Origin of the sequence: Streptomyces sp. G7(2002), assembly GCF_028870195.1 — a bacterium.
GTDB classification, from domain to species: Bacteria; Actinomycetota; Actinomycetes; order Streptomycetales; family Streptomycetaceae; genus Streptomyces; species Streptomyces nigrescens.
This window is the reverse complement of record NZ_CP102609.1, coordinates 8,352,093-8,368,560: the sequence shown is the minus strand read 5'-3', so window position 1 is coordinate 8,368,560 and position 16,468 is coordinate 8,352,093. Positions and strand designations below refer to the sequence as shown.

The 16,468-nt window shown below is 67.5% G+C and carries 13 protein-coding genes and 2 pseudogenes; 10 read left to right on the top strand and 5 right to left on the bottom strand.

All coding sequences use genetic code 11. The annotated features are described in order from the left end of the window. The first annotated feature begins 49 nt into the window (after positions 1-49). Both NUT86_RS35840 and NUT86_RS35835 read left to right on the top strand, forming a co-directional pair. The gene (locus tag NUT86_RS35840) at positions 50-421 is read left to right on the top strand and encodes a VOC family protein (protein ID WP_274739525.1); all 372 of its coding nucleotides are present in this window, start codon (positions 50-52) and stop codon (positions 419-421) included. A 2-nt stretch (positions 422-423) separates the two neighbouring features. Next, entirely contained in the window at positions 424-1,404 is a 981-nt protein-coding gene (locus NUT86_RS35835) for a DNA-3-methyladenine glycosylase family protein (protein WP_274739524.1), read from the top strand. Between the two features lie 837 nt (positions 1,405-2,241). Here NUT86_RS35835 and NUT86_RS35830 read toward each other — a convergent pair. Next, the gene (locus NUT86_RS35830; protein WP_274739522.1) at positions 2,242-3,555 is read right to left on the bottom strand and encodes a cytochrome P450; all 1,314 of its coding nucleotides are present in this window, start codon (positions 3,553-3,555) and stop codon (positions 2,242-2,244) included. Positions 3,556-4,169: 614 nt separating this feature from the next. On the opposite strand from NUT86_RS35830, the gene NUT86_RS35825 reads away from it, so the two are divergent. From NUT86_RS35825 to NUT86_RS35820, 3 genes and pseudogenes are all read left to right on the top strand, one after another. Further along, positions 4,170-4,910, top strand: a complete 741-nt coding sequence (locus NUT86_RS35825) for a hypothetical protein (RefSeq protein WP_018088612.1) — start codon at positions 4,170-4,172, stop codon at positions 4,908-4,910. A 364-nt stretch (positions 4,911-5,274) separates the two neighbouring features. Continuing rightward, a pseudogene (locus NUT86_RS40755) lies at positions 5,275-5,399 on the top strand (IS481 family transposase); the annotation flags it as partial. Between the two features lie 76 nt (positions 5,400-5,475). Next, a complete protein-coding gene (locus tag NUT86_RS35820) occupies positions 5,476-5,853 on the top strand; it encodes a nuclear transport factor 2 family protein (RefSeq protein ID WP_018088611.1) in 378 nt (125 codons plus the stop codon). 153 nt (positions 5,854-6,006) lie between these two features. Here NUT86_RS35820 and NUT86_RS35815 read toward each other — a convergent pair. The 3 genes and pseudogenes from NUT86_RS35815 to NUT86_RS35805 all read right to left on the bottom strand — a co-directional run bounded on the left by NUT86_RS35815 (position 6,007) and on the right by NUT86_RS35805 (position 9,994). Continuing rightward, positions 6,007-6,857 (bottom strand): annotated as a pseudogene (locus NUT86_RS35815) (transposase). 125 nt (positions 6,858-6,982) lie between these two features. Continuing rightward, the gene (locus tag NUT86_RS35810; protein ID WP_229837880.1) at positions 6,983-7,360 is read right to left on the bottom strand and encodes a DUF6193 family natural product biosynthesis protein; all 378 of its coding nucleotides are present in this window, start codon (positions 7,358-7,360) and stop codon (positions 6,983-6,985) included. A 564-nt stretch (positions 7,361-7,924) separates the two neighbouring features. Next, on the bottom strand, positions 7,925-9,994 hold the full coding sequence (locus tag NUT86_RS35805; RefSeq protein WP_274739519.1) for an FAD-dependent oxidoreductase: 2,070 nt from the start codon (positions 9,992-9,994) through the stop codon (positions 7,925-7,927). Between NUT86_RS35805 and NUT86_RS35800 the strand changes: the two genes are divergently transcribed. Both NUT86_RS35800 and NUT86_RS35795 read left to right on the top strand, forming a co-directional pair. Beyond that, positions 9,931-10,632 carry a DUF317 domain-containing protein gene (locus tag NUT86_RS35800; protein ID WP_266444956.1) on the top strand — a complete coding sequence of 234 codons (702 nt, stop codon included), beginning with the start codon at positions 9,931-9,933 and terminating at the stop codon, positions 10,630-10,632. The two genes, NUT86_RS35805 and NUT86_RS35800, sit on opposite strands and share 64 nt — an antisense overlap. Continuing rightward, the gene (locus NUT86_RS35795; protein WP_229837882.1) at positions 10,587-13,223 is read left to right on the top strand and encodes an NACHT domain-containing protein; all 2,637 of its coding nucleotides are present in this window, start codon (positions 10,587-10,589) and stop codon (positions 13,221-13,223) included. The genes NUT86_RS35800 and NUT86_RS35795 overlap by 46 nt, the downstream gene beginning before the upstream one ends. Before the next feature lie 363 nt (positions 13,224-13,586). Here the strand turns inward: NUT86_RS35795 and NUT86_RS35790 are convergent, their stop codons facing one another. Next, entirely contained in the window at positions 13,587-14,009 is a 423-nt protein-coding gene (locus NUT86_RS35790) for a secondary thiamine-phosphate synthase enzyme YjbQ (RefSeq protein WP_018088602.1), read from the bottom strand. 145 nt (positions 14,010-14,154) lie between these two features. Between NUT86_RS35790 and NUT86_RS40750 the strand changes: the two genes are divergently transcribed. The 3 genes from NUT86_RS40750 (at position 14,155) to NUT86_RS35780 (ending at position 16,390) form a co-directional block, all read left to right on the top strand. Next, positions 14,155-14,244 (top strand): putative leader peptide, encoded by a 90-nt coding sequence (locus tag NUT86_RS40750; RefSeq protein WP_362608349.1) that lies wholly within the window; start codon positions 14,155-14,157, stop codon positions 14,242-14,244. Between the two features lie 386 nt (positions 14,245-14,630). Continuing rightward, positions 14,631-15,554, top strand: coding sequence for an ABC transporter permease (locus NUT86_RS35785; RefSeq protein WP_262371297.1), 924 nt, complete (start codon positions 14,631-14,633; stop codon positions 15,552-15,554). Next, complete coding sequence (locus tag NUT86_RS35780) at positions 15,527-16,390, top strand: ABC transporter ATP-binding protein (protein WP_401849786.1); 864 nt, start codon at positions 15,527-15,529, stop codon at positions 16,388-16,390. Before NUT86_RS35785 ends, NUT86_RS35780 begins: the two co-directional genes overlap by 28 nt. Positions 16,391-16,468 lie beyond the last annotated feature (78 nt).

Sequence of the window (16,468 nt, the reverse complement as noted above, 5' to 3'; positions counted from 1 at the left end):
CATGTCAAAGTCCTGACATTGCATCCTGACATCGAGTTCGAGGAGACCCATGACTGTCACCATCGACGGCCCCGACTTCGTCGCCCTGCAAGTGCGCGACCTGAACGCGGCAGCGGACTTCTGCGAGCAGCACCTCGGTCTGCGCCGGGCCGCGGTCTCGCCACCCCACGCGGTCGTCTTCGACACCAAGCCGACCCCCTTCGCCGTCCGCGAGCTCCTCCCGGGCGTCGACCTCGCCGACACCGCACGGCCCGGACTCGGCGCGGTGCTCTGGTTCCAGACCTCCGACGCCCATCGGCTCCACGACCAGCTCACCGCCGCCGGGGTCAAGATCCTCACCCCGATCGCGAACAGCCCCTTCGGGCCGATGTTCTCCTTCGAGGGCCCCGAGGGCTACACCCTCACCGCGCACGGAGGCTGACCGTGCCCGCCGTCACCCTCACCCCGGCCGGGCCCTTCTCGCTCGCCTCCAGCATCCGGTTCTTGGAGGGCTTCAGCCCCGCGAGCTATGCCCACGCGCCGGACGGAATCCTCCGCCTGGCCTTCCCCGCCGACGACGGCGCCTCGGTCGTCGCGGCCGCCGTCCGGCAGGAGGTGAGGGCAGACGGCGGCACGGGAACGGTCCGGGCCGAATTCACCGTGCATCCCGGCACCCCGCACCCGGCGACGGCAGTGACCGCAGAGGCAGCGGCCAATCAGGCTGTGCGGGCCCAACTCGCCCGCATCCTCTCGCTCGACGTCGACGCCACCGGATTCCCCGGCCTTGCCGCGGACCCCATGGTGGCCGGGCTCACGGCGGACCACCCGGGGCTGCGCCCGGTGTGCTTCCACTCCCCCTACGAAGCCGCCACCTGGGCAATTATCGGCAACCGCATCCGCATGACCCAGGCAGCCGCCATCAAGGCCCGCATCGCCCACCAGCACGGACACCGCGTCCACATCGCAGGCCAGACCCTGCACGCATTCCCCACCCCCGCGGCCCTGCGCACCATCACCCACGTGCCCGGCCTCACCGGCATCAAGATCCAGCGGCTGCACGCGCTGGCCGAAGCAGCCCTCGACGGGAAACTCGACGCACCCCACCTGCGTGCCCTGCCCGCCGACCACGCCCTCGCCGAACTGCGCACCCTGCCCGGCATCGGCCCCTTCTCGGCCGAACTCATCCTCATACGGGGAGCAGGACACCCCGACGTCTTTCCCCGCCACGAACCACGCGTCCACAAGGCCGTCGCCACCGCATACGGACTCGGCGCCCCGACCACCGACGACGACGTCACCCAATTGGCCAAGATCGCCGACCGGTGGAAGCCCTACCGCAGCTGGGTCGCCTTCCTGCTCCGCGTCCGCGCTCATGACACGTCCCTGCCGGGCCCCATGTGCCACAGCTCCCCGCCATCGTCCTGACGTCGTCTTCCGCACTCGCTGAAATGAGTCGTTCTGATCTGAGAGGAGTCGGAGTCCACCGCGATGGCTGGCCCAGTCGAGGCCGCACTCGGCATCGGCTCGGGCGAGCAGGACGGTGAAGACCTTCCCCCACGTGCCGTCGGCCGCCCACTTCCGCAGCCGATTGCGGACTTACTCCCCTCACCCTTTCAAGCGCCAACCAGGACGTGTCACCCGTCACCAATGTGCCGGGACAACACACTTGGGCACCTCGGTGCGCGGCGCTCCCGTGTGCTCCAGAGCCTTGCGGGCACCGAGTTGGCCCACAGTCTGAAGGCCGTCTGAAGGTCGTCTGAAGGCCGGTTCGTGGGAGCCGAATGTCTCGGCGTGGGCCTGCCGCAGCACCACCTTGGTGGCGGTCACGACCTGTGCCCCGTCCAGGCCGGGGTGCCCGGGCGGCCCCATGGTCAGCCGTGCCAGCCGCTGCCGGCACGCCTGGTCGGCGAGGCCGTCAGCTCAGGCCAGCTGTGGCGGTGCCGGTGGCAGTCACATCCAGATACTGGCCGTACCTCACTTCGGTCCACAAGACGTCGATCACGGGCAGCACAGCGTTGAACTGACGGCTGGTCACGGCACCGCGCGGCGTTGCCGACACCTCCCGATAGCTCCGCCATCGGGCCGCTCCCGGCGCCTTGCGATGTAGCTCGGCATCCGTGGAACAAAGGAAGAGCCGAGACGGAGAGAGCGATGAGGGTGACCCCCGCGCCCCTAAGGCGTAGAGGAGAACGCAGTGCACCGGACACCGCACCACCTTTCCGACTGGAGCCATCGGTCCGACCTGGACCCATCGGACAGGCCCTAGAGGTCCCGTGGCCGCACCATCATCCGGATCCCGTCCCGCGCCCACAGCACGAACCGTTCCACCTGCGTCACTTCGTGCCCCGGCGCGGGCCGAAAGCGCAGTCGCTTGAGGAGGACGGCCAGGACAACCTGGGCCTCTACCGTGGCCAAAGCGGCGCCCTCGCAGCTGCGTGGCCCGATCCCGAAGGGGACGTACGCGAGCCGCGGCCGCTTGGCCACCTCCTGCGGAGTGAACCGCTCGGGGTCGAACCGCTCCGGCTCGGGCCAATGCTCAGGGTTCAGGTGCACCGCCCAGAACGGATAGAACACCGTCGTCCCGGCCGGGATCTCGTACGGGCCCAGAACCAGGTCCTCGGTCGTCTCGCGTGCGCCGTACGGGCCGGGTGGGAACAGGCGCATCGACTCCTTGAGCACCATGTCCAGATACGTGAGCCGCCGCAGATCACCGTAATCGGGCGTGGCGCGCTCGCCCAACACCTGGTCCAGTTCGGCGGCGACCCGATCGGCCGCTTCGGGATGGCGGCCCAGCAGGTGCAGCGTCCACGAGACGGCGACGCCGGTGGTGTGGTGGGCAGCGAGCAGCGTCATCATCACGGTGTCCCGGATCCGCGCCGGGCTCTGACCGGCCTCGACGAGCGCCCCGATCAGGTCACTGCGGTCGGTGCGGCCGTCCGAGCGGTGCGCCGCCACCACGCGGTCGACCGTCGCGCGCAGATATGCAAGGGCCGCCTCGGCCCGCTCCGCCGAGCGGGGGTCGGCCCGCGCCACCTGGTAGAGCCGCCCGAGGTGCTCGGTGAGCACCTCCTCGAACGCGGCGACGACACGGTCCGTGTCGGTTTCCGCGCCGCCGAGCGCGAACCCGCAGATCATACGGAGCGACAGCGCGGTCAACTCCTTTTGCAGCTCGACGGGTTCGCCGTCGGCCTGCCCCGCCCAGCGGTCCGCGAGCTCCCGCGCCAGCTCGGCGAAGCGCGCGAAATGCCGCTCATGAGCCGGCCGTCCGGCGAGCACCGAGAGCAGCAGTCGGCGCCAGGGGGTGTGCTCGTCGGCGGGTAGCACTTGCAGGTTGCCTGCCTCGCACAGCGGGTCCAGGAACGCGAACAGCTCCTCGGGCCGCGTGTCGATGTGCGCCGTGGCCTCCAGAAGCACGGGATCGGCGACCGACACTGCCGTGTCCGCGCCCGGCAGTTGGAAGCGCACGACAGGTCCGTACGCCTCGTGCAGGCGTAACTGGTACCGGTGCAGCCCGCCCGCAGCCGCAACGGCGCTCAGCCCGCCGTCCTCCTGGCGCTCGGGTCCGGGGATACGCATAACAGTGCCTCCTGTCCCAAGTCCTGCCCTCGATCGAGTCTGTTCCGAGGGGCCTCGCAACTCGCCCTTGCATCAGCCAGTTCCCTCCCCCCGGTCCCCGCTTCCCTACCCCACGACGGGTCTCCCGTCCCCGCACTGCCCTGGGCAAGCATTTCGGGGATCACGGAGGGGTGTTGCACGCCAGCACCGGAATGGTGTCCTGGAGTCCTGGTGTCATAGAAGCGCTCGGCCACTGGGCCGGCGGAAGTGCGCGGCGTATCGCCTCCACGCCACACGTGAGGTGCACCGACACTCGGAGGCAATTCCCAAGAGCGGCCAGTCTCTCTCCCCCCCCCGCAATCAGGGTTCCTTTTTACCTTCAGAAGCTCATTACACCGAGTTCCGGGATGAAGTCCATATCCAATGTGGTGAGGCGGCATCCGGCCACGGAGCCGCTGCAAAAAACCCGTTGGCGGACCACGGCGACCGCTGCTACCTTCCGGAAGGCCGTGCGAGAGAACGAGGAGGTGGTACCCGTGAACGCAGTATCGACATGGGTGCTCCCCTCCGGGGTCACGGTCGGGCGATAGGTCGTCCGGGAGCGCCGTTCAAGCGCACTCCCGAAAGGCACGACCATGCACTTCACGTCAGAACAGCACCTCGACGACGGCGTCCTCGAACGCGAATTCACCCTCGGCGAGATCCCTGGCATCCTCTGGACGCCCGCATCTGCATCCACATCGGCACCGGCGCCGCTGATCCTGCTCGGCCACCCTCCGCTCGGGCTGCGCACGATGTACCCCCGGCTGGCGGGGCGGGCCCGGCACGCCGCGGCGGACGGCTTCGCCGCGGCCACCATCGAGCTCCCCGGGAGCGGTGACCGGCCCCGTTGGGCCGCCGCCGAGCAGGCCCGCGCCGACCTGCGCCGGGCTATGGAGGCCGGCGAGCCGGTCGGCGACGAGATCATCGACGCCCTCGTCCTCCCACTCGTCGAAAAGTCGGTCCCGGAATGGCAGGCCGCCCTGGACGCCCTCCTGTCACTGCCCGAGATCGGCGGCCCGGTCGGGTACTCGGGGGGAGTGATCTCCATCGGCATCCGGCTCGCGGTGGTCGAGCCGCGCATCTCGGCCGCCGTTCTGTTCGCCGGGAGTCTCGTGCCCGCCGCCATGTTCGAGGAGGCCCGCCGGGTCACCATTCCGCTGCACGTCCTGCTGCAGTGGGACGACGAAGGGAACGACCGGCAGGCGGCCCTGGACCTGTTCGACGCCTTCGGCTCCAAGGAGAAGACGCTGCACGCCAACATGGGCGGGCACAGCGGCGTCCCACAGTTCGCGGGGGACGCCGCGGCCCGGTTCTTCGCCCGGCATCTGCACTAGCCGCGGGCCGGCGCCACCAGGCCAGTAGGCGGTAGACGGTAGGCGGTGCCGGCCAGCACGCCACTCGCCACTCGCCACTCGCCAAGGACGGGCTCTGGCCCTCCTCGATGGCCGTGGCCAGCAGATGCACAACCGCCCCGATCGCGGCGGCACCGGCCGTCGGCGGCACCGGCCGGTCGGGGCGGCGCTCGGCCCGTTCGTGTCCAACAGGACATGCATCTTGGATGCCTGGCCTACCCCGATCCTCGGACCTCGGACCTCAGACCTCGGACCTGTGAGTTCGCCCCCTTCTCAGCGCCGACATGGGCGGAGTCAAGGACCGCTCGGGAGAGATCGAGGAGGCCCGCATGGTCGAGCAAACGCCGACCGCCAAGCCGCATTTCCCGACTGGCTGGACTGGTACAACTACCACCGCCCCACACCGGAATCAGCGGCCACACCCCAGCCAGCCGCGTCTCCACTGTCCAAACAGCACACCTAGTGCTGTGACCGGGATGGTTCACCGTGGTCGGGAGACGGCTCACGGGACGAGCGCGGTCCGCGAGGCGACTGGTATTACTGGTGCATGCAGGAAGAAACCGCGCGGTCCGCGATCGACACGTTCATCTCCGCGTTCAACGCCTCGGACGACAGCTATGTGACTGCGCTGCTCTCCCAGGCCCTAACCTCGGACGTGGTCTTCTGGGGACCGTTGGGCCGCAGTGAGGGGATCGAGGCGGTCGAGCGGTTCGTGCTGGACATCCGGCGCCACCCCGCGGGGACCGGCACGATGGTGCGCTGTTCGGCGGTGGACATGCCGGGCGAGTGGGCCCGGTACCAGTGGGTCTTCACGACGCCGGATGGAGGCCCCCGCCTGGCGGGAACGGACGTCGTCCATCTGCGGCGGAGCCTCATCGACCAGGTCATCGTCTTCGCGGGGGAGATCGAGCCGTCCGCCTCCTGAGTCATTCTCCTCTGGCGCCGTCCTTCTCCTGAACCGGCCCCGTTCGGGGCTCCGGGTCTGCCCAGCCGAGATCATCTTCACAACGCTTCGGTCGTCCACGCTTGGCCACGAGCGGACCGATGATGCGCTGTGGCTGTGTAAGTTCGCGGTTGGTCAGGCTGCGGTGTTGAGGGGGCGTCCGCCCCAACGGATGCCCTTCTCGCTTCGGATGCGGGCGCGTTCCTTGCGTTCGGCGGCCAGGACGTCGCGGTGGCGGGCGTTGGCGTTGCGCCAGCGTAGATAGGCGTGCAGGGCTCGTGTCTGCACGGTGTGGTTGGGGTGGTTGGAGTTGGCGATGGTGAACTGCCTCAGCGGTCCGAAGTGGGCCTCGATGGGGTTGGCCCAAGAGGCGTAGGTCGGGGTGAAGCACAGCTCGACCTTGTGCTTTGTAGCCCAGCGGCGGATGTCGGTGCCTTTGTGGGCGGACAGGTTGTCCAGGATCACGTAGATGGGGGCGCCGTCGGGCCGGGGGGCGCGGATCGACTTGAGCGCGGCCAGCGTGTTCGCGGCACCCTTCTTGCGGCGGTTGACGCCCCACGACATGTTGTCGCCGACCGAGTAGCAGCCGTGGAAGTACCGGACTCCATGGGTGCGGTGGTAGGTGGCCGGCACCCGGTCGGAGTGTTTTTGTTCGGCCCAGCCCGAGCCTGCGGTGGGCCGGATCCCGAGTGGGCCGAACTCGTCGAACGCGAAGACCCAGTCGGGGAAACGATCCAGGACGTGCTCGATCCGGTCCAGCTTCGCCTCGCGGTCCGATCTCGTTGAACCGGTGGATCACATCGCGCACGGTGTCCTCGTCGGCCGCCACCAGCTGGGCGATCACCGGCACCCGATTCCCGCCGGCCGAGGCCAGCAGCATCATCGCGCGCCGATAGCGCACCGAGTTGGTGCTGCCCCGGCGCACGATCTGCTGCAGCCGCTGCCCCCTGGTCGGGCAGTCTGCGCACACGGACAGGCTCGGCCACCGCGCCTCCAGCGGTCGGATCGGACGTCACCGCACATCCAACCGCCACGACGACCAACCCGGCGAACCTATGCGGTCACAGCACTAGCTCCTACGACTTGACGTCTACAGGAGCATCCACTCTCACTACTCCGCCTGTTCCTTTTCCGCCAGTTCTTCTGGCGTGCCGACGAAGGCTCGACCGCAGCCCGGCGGAAGTCGTTCGACCACCATCGCGATGGCAGCCTCCGCGGTCGGGGCGGGGCCGACGCTCTGGGACCGCGAGGGCCCGCCGACGAGGAAGCCTCCGCCCATCATCGGGGCGATGTACGGCACGTCCCAGGTCCAACGCAGCTCTGTGCACCGGCTGAAGTGCAGCTCGCCCATGCCGACCCAGGGGAACAGCTGCCGTAGTCGGGGCTCGGCGTAGGCGGCGCGTAGCAACCGGCCGTCCACGCGATGGGCAGTGAGCAACTTCTGCCATGCGGCTTCGATGATGTCTTCCTCGGGTGCGCCCTCCGTCATGCCCCGCATTCTGCTCGACACCGAAAGATTTCGGCCAGCTCACGGCGATAACTCTTGGCCCCGCCCCGGGGCACGCCGCACCTCCAGAGGGCAAAATGTCTCGCGTCGTCCCGTGTGGGCCGTGCGGGCACCCGGGTACGAGACGGTCCAGCGGGTGTAGTGCCACTCCTCCCCGGGGCCGGGCCACGCGCGGCGCGGTCGAGAGCCTCACTCCGAATGAGGCTTAGTCGAGCAGCCAGGCGCAGCGCTTGTCCCTGGTCGTGCGCTGGCCTTGGTGGCGGCACCGTACCCACGCATCCACGATGCAGACCTGCCGCCCGCAAACGGCCGGGCGTTGCGCTCGGCCGGGCGGTAGTCGGACCCCTCGTCGGCGTCTCCAACGGCACCCCCTCGGGCCCGGTGACACCCCCCAGGTCATCCCCTCGGCAGGGGGACACAGTCAGGTCGGGCCCGGAGGCAAGCGGCCCTCTTGCAGGACCGCGAAGAAACAAAACGGGGGGCGCTGAGCGGACGGGGCCCCGGTCCGGTGTCCCGGCGAGTGGGGCGCCGGACCGGGGCGTCCCATCACCCCTGTCGGCCCGTGTGGACCTTCAATGCCGTCCGGACGGCGGATTCGAGGGCGCCTTCGATCCAGGCGGGCTTGATGGACGTGTGGTCCCCCGCGAAATGCAGCGGCCCTTCGGATGCGGGAACGTCGGGGAAAAGTTCCGTGTGCTGGCCGGGGAAGAGCACAGAAGCCTCACCATAGGCGTAGTGGTCGCGCATCCACGACTGGGTCTTGCACTTGTTGGTGAAGAAGACCTCGCAGCGGCGGCCGAAGACAGCCTGCACTCCAGCGAGCGCGCGCAGATACCGCTCCTCGTCGGCGAAGGCGTCCCACTTGAGGGCGTCGTCGGACCAGCTGTAGGAGGCGAGCATGATGCCTCCGTCGCTGCCCTCCAGAGGGTGTGCGTGCTCGAAGTACATGAAGCGGTTGGCGTTGTCGCTCACGGAGCCGCCGCCACGGACATGAGCGGCATCCGGTTCGCTGCTCCCAACAGGCCGGAAGACGGCGAAGCACTTCTTGAGTTCGTCGGGGATCGTCACCCCCAGGGCCTTCACGGACTTGTGCGCGCCGAGGTACTTGCCGTGCTTGACCCCGCCCGCCTTGTACTTCTCGTAGAGCTTGTCCTCGATGGAGTTCAGCGCCTCCTTCCATTGCGCCTCGGTGAACTCCCACCAACGGCGGGAGAACTCCAGCAGCACCTTGGTCGCGGCGTCGTAGTGCAGTTCCGTGACGGCCCGGCGCTTGCCGTAGGTGAGCGGAGGGTCGAAGGCCACGTGGCGCAGTCCGGAGAAGGGGACGGTGATGATCGCCTCGTCGCCCTCGAAGACCTCCGTGACACCCCCCTTGCCGGTCTGGCAGTCCTCGGAAACGGTGTGCACCCTGACCTTGCCGTTGTTGCGTTCGATGCGTAAGGCGCGCCTGTCGAGCCTTACCTTTCCCTTCACAGGCGCGTACAGCGCGTCGGCGAGCAGCGCGGTGCCGCCCTTGATCTCCCAGAACTTGGTCTTGGGGTCGATCAGCGCGGCGGACAGGAAGCTGTGCGTGAAGGAGAGGTGCAGCCGGGAGGTCAGGTTCTGGATGGTGCCAATGAGGTCGATGGTCCTGGTGTCGAGTCTGGCGACTTCGGTGAGATACCGGTACATGGACCAGTGGCCGTACTTCTTGAGAACCTCGCCCCATCCGTTGACGAGGGCCGGCCCTTCCTTACCCCGGATGAGCTGGTGTGCAGGTTCGAGGGCCTGCGCGAGGATGGCAGAGGCGGTCTTCGTGCGGTTGGGGCCCGTGACACCGAAGGTGTCGTTGATCTTTTCGGGGTTCTTCTCGTAGTCGGCACGGCGCATGTGGATGCCATTGACGTGGATCCACGTGCGGTTGGCCTTCTTCGTCGGGTTGTCGACCTCCACATCCACCAGGTAAAACTCCTGAAGCGCGAGGTCGAGCTTCTTGATCAGTGCCATCAGGAGCGGGTGGCTGTCGGGCAGCCGCATGGCCCCGGCTTCGGCGTACTGCTTGGGGTCGGCGAAGGGCTGCTGCCCGTTCTCGTGGCCGCCCTTGCGGAACGTCTTGATGCGGCCGCCGACGCGGTTGCCGTTGGCCTCGATCACGACGACATCGTGGCCTGCCCGGTGGAGCAGGTTGGCGGCGAGCAGGCCGGCCGGTCCGGCCCCGACGATCAGGACCCGCTTCGTTGCCTTCGCCCGGCTGGCGGGCAAGCCGTTCTCGATGGCCTTCACGTAGGCCGGGACGAGGGGTTTGTCGTGCTCGTCGTAGACGGCGATGGCGCGGGCGACCGTGGTGTACGCCTTGGGATCGAGGCCGGGCGGCACCGCGGCCGGCGCCGTCGAGGGTGCGGTGGCGGGGCTCAACGCGGTCGCGGGCGCGACGGAGGCGGCGGTGAGCCCGGCAGCGAGCGCCGAGGCACCGGTCGCCGTGACCACGGAGCGCCGTGAGGGCTGCGCGCCGTGCGACCGAGGCGAGGGATGCGAGGCGCGTGAAGCATCCGACGCGAGTCGCTCCTCGCTCGATGCGTCCGTGTTCTTCGTGCTCGGAATGCTCAGGCCTGGAGTGCTCATATCTTGTGTACTCATCGGGCATCACACTTGGCATACGAGCGACGCGGAGCCAGTGCATTCACACGGACGAGGACGGTAAACCACTCGAACCGCTACATGACGCGGCTCCCCTATCAACGTCCACACGAGTACCGGACGCTCGCTCCCTCGTCCCTTCCCGAAGCACCTTGACCAGCACAATCCAGCTCGCCTGCGATGGCCACGGTCACCCGTTGGCGCCGTCCGCCTCGCCCCCGGATCGAGAGCGCGGCAAGGCCCCTCGGCGGCACGGTGGCGAGCTGTGGCGCATCAACGTCAAGGGAGCCGACGGTGCAACCGCCTGGCACCAGGGCTTCGGACCGGACACTCCTGCACAAGCCGTCGCCGGATTCCTCGCCGCGCTCATCTCCTCCCGAAGCCGCTACTACGACTGCATCTGGCATATCGGTCTCCAGGCCCCGGCCGCAGTCTTGGAGACCGGTCGTCAGGTCTGGGAAGCAAGCGCCATGGCAGCGATTGGCGGCGTGCCACCGCACTTGGACTGTTTTCCGGGCAGCCCATCACTCCATCTCCTAAGCTGCTGCCGGGCCGACGGTTGGCTGCCGTCCTCACACCGACCGGGGAGTAAATGGAAGCCGCTGCCATTGGTGCTCGCCTCGCCTCAAGCGTTGTAGCGCCGCTGATCAAGAGACTCTTCGTAGCTGACGGCCCGGGTGCCGGTTTGGTCGACAAGCCGCTGCGCGTCTCGAAGCTCGTTTCGTTCAAGGGAGAGAAACGAGTCCTGTCGGACGAAGATCTGCACAAGATCGCCGAGGAACTGGTGAACCGCGCCGCGCAGTCCACCGGTGTCAAGGAACGTCTGCCGGCATACGAACAGCGTGCTGTGGCACATGCCGTAGCGGACTCACTGAGGTCGCTCGGCTACATCGACATGGACGACGTGCAAGCCGTGCAGCTCGGGCACCTGGCGCTCTCCCGGCATCTGCGGTCGCAGAGCCCCTCGGCCACTCTCGGTTTATCCAGCGACGCGGTGACACTTCATGCGAGCGTGCTCGACACCGCGTGCCTGCACATCCTGCAGTTCTTCACCCAGAGATCAACTTTTGTGGCCCGTACGCTGATCGAACACAGCCGCCGGATCGAAGAGTTATCTCTCAAGATCGACTCTCTGATCGCCCGCACTCCGTCGCCAGCCGACGGGCCGTTCGAGGAGCGCTACGCCGAGTACATCGCCTCCAAGCACGGCAAATTGACCATTTTTGGACTCGATCTGTCCGAGGCCCCTGAGAATTGGCCGCTCGACGCCGCATATCTGAGCTTGGACGCGGCGGGCGGCAGAACGCATGACCTCCCCACTCTCCTCCCCGCCGATCACATCTTGGCCGGCCGTGATCGAGTATTGCTCCGGGGCGTGGCGGGGTCAGGGAAAACTACCCTCGTGCAGTGGCTGGCGGTATCCACGGCGCGGAAGGCTCTCGACGAACGTCTGCTGTATCTCTACGGCCTGGTGCCGTTTGTACTGCCGCTGCGCACGCTGACCCGAGGCGGCGCCAAACTCCCCACACCCGACGGATTCCTGGCCTCCGTTGACTGTCCCATCGCCAACCTCCAGCCCACAGGGTGGATCGACAGGGTACTGAGGTCAAAGCGTGGGTTGATCCTGATCGACGGGATCGACGAAATTCCGGAAAGCGAACGCCAAGAGGCTCGCCGTTGGCTGCAGGAGCTGGTCAGCGCCTACCCGAACAACCGGTGGCTGGTGACCTCTCGGCCTTCGGCCGTACGCCAGGACTGGTTGGTCGGTGACGACTTCGCAGAACTCGACCTTGCTCCGATGAGCCGGGAGAACGTCGTCGAGTTCATCAAGCGGTGGCACAAGGCCGCGGGCATTGGTGATCGCTATGCCACAGATCTCCTGCAGTCCGTACGAGACAAGCAAGACCTGGGCCGGCTCGCCACCAACCCCCTGATGTGCGCACTGATCTGTGCCCTTCACCAGGACCGTCGTGGCTACCTCCCGGATGACCGGAAGGAGATCTACGACGCTGCCCTTTCCATGCTGCTGTCCCGGCGTGACCGTGAGCGAGGAATCTACAAGCCGGGCACCATCCGCATCGGCGAGGAACACCACATCCAGTTGATCCAGAAGCTGGCCTACTGGATGATCCGCAACGGTCGTTCCGAGATGGACCGGGCCGACGCCATCGAGCTGCTGGAGCACGCACTACCCGCGATGCCGAAAATCGCCGATCAAGGAACGGCCGAGGAGATCTATCGCCACCTGCTGATCCGAAGTGGTCTCCTGCGCGAACCAAGTACAGGTTCGATGGATTTCATTCACCGCACTTTTCAGGACTACCTAGGTGCCAAGGCTGCTGTGGAAGGCCTTGACTTCGATTTCCTCATCGCGCACGCGCATCTCGATCAATGGGAAGACGTCATCCGGATGTCCGTCGCCCACGCTCGAATCATGGAGCGAACCCGGCTGTTGACCGGTCTCATAGAACGAGGTGACACATCGGAGAAGGACAGCCGGCGTCTCCATCTGCTGGCAGCGGCCTGTTTGGAACATGCGACAGAACTGAATCCGGACGTGCGGATGGAGGTGGAGCAGCGGGCCGCGGCACTTATTCCACCCCGATCGGCGGATCAGGCGCGCGCTCTGGCTGATGTGGGACCAGTCGTTCTGGACCTGCTTCCCGGTCCGCAGGCACTCTCCGACGACGAGGCCTACTTCACGGTACTGTCCGCAACCCGTCTTCCCACCGACGCCGCGATCTCCGTGCTGGCGCAATACCGCGACCTCTCAGACCTCCGTGTCCGTTCGGAACTGGCCAGGGTCTGGAGTCGCTTCGAGTGCGATCGATTCGCAGAGGAAGTCATTGCTCACCTCGGAGAGGAAGATCTCTACTTCTGCGTCTCGAATGCGCAGGAACTGCATGCGCTCCGAAGGTTCGGTGGCCGTTCTCGCATCCGGGTAACAGGCACGATCACACCTGAGGAGTTCCAGACTGCCTGCGACCCGTCTCGCCTCACTCATTTGTGGGTGGAGGCTGAGTCGGGCGCCACCTGGGAGTGGCTGGCGTACTTCCCGAACCTCAACACCATCACCTTCGAAAGCCCGCTAGCCAGTATCGATGTGAGCAGTCTCAAGAAGGTCAGGTCCCTGCGCACCATTCGACTCCCCGAGGAATCCGTATTCGTGGGATCCGAGGCTCTTCCGCCGTCCACGAAAATTGTGCGAGCGTGCCTGACCACGACCTGATGGACTTCGTCCGCACCGCAGATGCCCACCGATGCCGTGCACGTGCCTCCGGGCCTCCCTCTTCACCGTGCCGGCGGCTCTGTGCCGACCCCTCGGGGATATGCGGCTTGCGGAAGCTGCGTTGCATGCGATTCCGCTCATGAGTGCAGGCAGGCGCCACCGAGCGTGCCGTCGTAGCCCACAGCCTGGGCCGCGACCTCCAAGCTCGGGCAGTCCTGGCTGATTCCCTCGCCGATCACCGGGCAGGCGCTTTCCGATTCGTCACAGGGCGATCGACCACGTTCACGTCCGTACCGCGCAAGGTCTCTCGGTTTCGGGCACGCAGGATACGGAGAATTCGCGGCCACCCCAGGACGATCTCGGTCACCCCAGGAAGCTCAGTCGTACCTGGCGGTTCGGGTTGTCGACGTTGGTATCGACCAGGCACACGGACTGCCAGGTGCCCAGCTCCATGCGGCCCGCTACCACGGGGAGGGTGGCGTGGGGTGGGACGAGGGCGGGCAGGACGTGGTCGCGGCCGTGGCCCGGGCTGCCGTGGCGGTGGCGCCAGCGGTTGTCGGCGGGCAGGAGGTCGTGCAATGCGGCCAGGAGGTCTTCGTCGCTTCCTGCGCCGGTTTCCAGTACGGCAATGCCGGCAGTCGCGTGCGGGACGAAGATGTTCAGCAGGCCGTCGCGGCCGTCTGCCGCCTCTCGGAGGAATGCGGCGCAGTCGGCGGTGAGGTCGGTGACGGTTTCCGTCGAGCCGGTGGTGACGGCAAGGGTGCGGGTGGTGAATGCGGTGCTCATGCGTTCATTTTCGTATGGACGGCCCGCTCTCGTCCGCACCCCCGCGGGTGTCGCCCGCAATGCTGTCTCCATGTTCCGGCAACAAAGGTCCACCAGCCGAGACGACGTTTGACCCCTGTCGGAGCGCACCGCTACGTTCAGCGACATGTCTACATCAGCCCTGCTCACCACGCGCGGTCACATCGACCTGGTGCGGGTGGCCTCTGCCGCGTGTCGCCGCGGCGGCCGTTGCTGATGCGCTGCTGTTCTTGAGGGCGTTGGCGGCGCTGAGGACGGTGCTGACGCTGATGCCGATGGTGTCGTTGATGCCGATGATGTCGCTGATGACGTTTTAGGTTTCGCCTTTCGTGGCTTGGGACCCGGCAGTTCTGGTCTCTCTTCAGGCCTGTGGGCCTTGTGGGTTTGTGGTCTTGCGGCCCTGTGGCCTTGTGGCATTCCTAGGTTTGCCGCGTCCGTCCCGCATTCGCCCCTTCCGTTATTGCCGGTTGTCCCGGATTCCCCGTACCCGGTTCCTTGCTGCTGTCCGGGTGAGGGGTCGTGGGGCGTCCTGGCATGTGACCGCCCCTCGTCTCCCCCTCGTCTCCGTTCCCCTCCCCTCAGTTCCTCTCCCGTGGAGCCTTTATGTCTCTCGACCAGGCCGTGGCCGGCCATGCCCCACCCGATAGTGCCGCTGACGCAGCGCGACCGTCGCTTTCCAAGGGCGTGAAGGCGCGGGCGGAGTCGGCTTCCCGTGGCGGCGGGCCCGTGCTCGATCGTGTCGTTCCGGTTTCGGGGCGGCGGCGGTCGGTGCCGCGGTGGCTGCGTCGTGCGGTGGGGCCCGTAGCGCTGCTGGTGTTGTGGCAGGTGCTCAGTGCGAGCGGGGCTCTGGAGGAAGACATCCTGGCGTCGCCCGGCACCATCGCTGCCACTGCCGGGGATCTGCTGTCGGACGGGACGCTGCCGTCGGCGATGCTGGTGTCTCTCCAACGGGTCGCGGTGGGGCTGGTGTTGGGCGGGGTGACCGGCGTGGTGCTGGCGCTCGCCTCGGGGCTTTCGCGGCTCGGCGAGGATCTTGTCGACGCCACCGTGCAGATGCTGCGGTCCATCCCGTGGGTGGGTGTGATTCCGCTGTTCATCATTTGGCTGGGGATCGGTGAGGCGCCCAAGATCGCGTTGATCTCGCTGGGTGTGGCCTTCCATCTGTATCTGAATGTCTATGCCGGTATCCGTGGTGTGGATGCCCAGTTGGTGGAGGCCGGGACCTCGCTCGGGCTGAGCCGGTGGGGGCTGATCCGGCATGTGGTGTTGCCGGGTGCGCTGCCGGGCGCCATGACGGGGCTGCGCTACTCGCTGGCCACCGCCTGGCTCGCGCTGGTCTTCGGTGAGCAGGTCAACGCCGATGACGGCCTCGGATTCCTGATGAACCAGGCCAGGGAATTCTTCCGCACCGACGTGATCGTGGTGTGCCTGGTGGTCTACGCGATCCTCGGGCTCATCGCCGACTTCCTCGTCCGTACCCTCGAAAGGCTGCTGCTGCAATGGCGACCGACGTTCACGGGTCAGTGACCGACGTTCACGGGTCAGTGACCGACACCGCGGCCGGGAAGGATCCGGGCTCCGCGCCTTCCGGTGCCGCCGTACAGGTGGCGGGGCTGGTGCGTGCCTTCGGCGACCGTGCCGTTATCGATGATCTGCAACTGACCGTCCAGCCGGGCGAGTTCGTGGCGCTGCTCGGGCGCAGCGGCTGCGGTAAGTCGACCCTGCTGCGGGTGCTGGCCGGGCTCGACCGGGAGATCGAGGGTGAGGTGCTGGTGCCGCGCCGGAAGGCCGTGGCGTTCCAGGCGCCGCGGCTGATGCCCTGGAAGCGGGTCTGGCGCAATGTGCTGCTGGGGCTGCCGGGACGCCCCGAACGTGAGGCCGCCGTAACGGCGTTGGACGAGGTCGGGCTCGGTCATCGGGCGGATGCCTGGCCGAAGACGCTCTCCGGCGGTGAGGCGCAGCGCGCGTCGCTCGCCCGGGCCCTGGTGCGTGAGCCCGATCTGCTGCTGCTCGACGAACCGTTCGGGGCGCTCGATGCGCTGACGCGGATCAAGGCCCAGCGCCTGGTGGCCGAGCTGTGGCGGGAGCGGGGCTGCGCGGTCCTGCTGGTCACCCATGACGTGGAGGAGGCCCTGCTGCTCGCCGACCGGGCGCTGGTGATGGAGGGCGGCCGGATCGCGTACGAGACCACGGTGGATCTGCCGCGGCCGCGTGACATCGCCGATCCGCGGTTCGGCGCCCTGCGTGCCCGTTTGCTCGACCGGCTCGGTGTGGAGGGCAGTACGGACGACGGGGCGGGAGGGACCGACCCCGCGGAGGCGGAGGCGGAGGCCACGGAAGACCGCTCCGCCGCTGCTGCCTGACCACGTCGGGGCCGGCCCACCACTCCCCCGGCCACACGAAGACCGACCGTTCCAAAGACCAACCGCCCCAAAGACCGA

What these genes read in the sequence shown, in the direction of transcription:
- NUT86_RS35840 (WP_274739525.1), top strand. Translation starts at nt 50, where the DNA reads ATGACTGTCACCATCGACGGCCCCGACTTCGTCGCCCTGCAAGTGCGC.
- NUT86_RS35830 (WP_274739522.1), bottom strand. Translation starts at nt 3,555, where the DNA reads ATGCGTATCCCCGGACCCGAGCGCCAGGAGGACGGCGGGCTGAGCGCC.
- NUT86_RS35825 (WP_018088612.1), top strand. Translation starts at nt 4,170, where the DNA reads ATGCACTTCACGTCAGAACAGCACCTCGACGACGGCGTCCTCGAACGC.
- NUT86_RS35820 (WP_018088611.1), top strand. Translation starts at nt 5,476, where the DNA reads ATGCAGGAAGAAACCGCGCGGTCCGCGATCGACACGTTCATCTCCGCG.
- NUT86_RS35810 (WP_229837880.1), bottom strand. Translation starts at nt 7,360, where the DNA reads ATGACGGAGGGCGCACCCGAGGAAGACATCATCGAAGCCGCATGGCAG.
- NUT86_RS35800 (WP_266444956.1), top strand. Translation starts at nt 9,931, where the DNA reads ATGCGTCCGTGTTCTTCGTGCTCGGAATGCTCAGGCCTGGAGTGCTCA.
- NUT86_RS35805 (WP_274739519.1), bottom strand. Translation starts at nt 9,994, where the DNA reads ATGAGTACACAAGATATGAGCACTCCAGGCCTGAGCATTCCGAGCACG.
- NUT86_RS35795 (WP_229837882.1), top strand. Translation starts at nt 10,587, where the DNA reads ATGGAAGCCGCTGCCATTGGTGCTCGCCTCGCCTCAAGCGTTGTAGCG.
- NUT86_RS35790 (WP_018088602.1), bottom strand. Translation starts at nt 14,009, where the DNA reads ATGAGCACCGCATTCACCACCCGCACCCTTGCCGTCACCACCGGCTCG.
- NUT86_RS40750 (WP_362608349.1), top strand. Translation starts at nt 14,155, where the DNA reads ATGTCTACATCAGCCCTGCTCACCACGCGCGGTCACATCGACCTGGTG.
- NUT86_RS35785 (WP_262371297.1), top strand. Translation starts at nt 14,631, where the DNA reads ATGTCTCTCGACCAGGCCGTGGCCGGCCATGCCCCACCCGATAGTGCC.
- NUT86_RS35780 (WP_401849786.1), top strand. Translation starts at nt 15,527, where the DNA reads ATGGCGACCGACGTTCACGGGTCAGTGACCGACGTTCACGGGTCAGTG.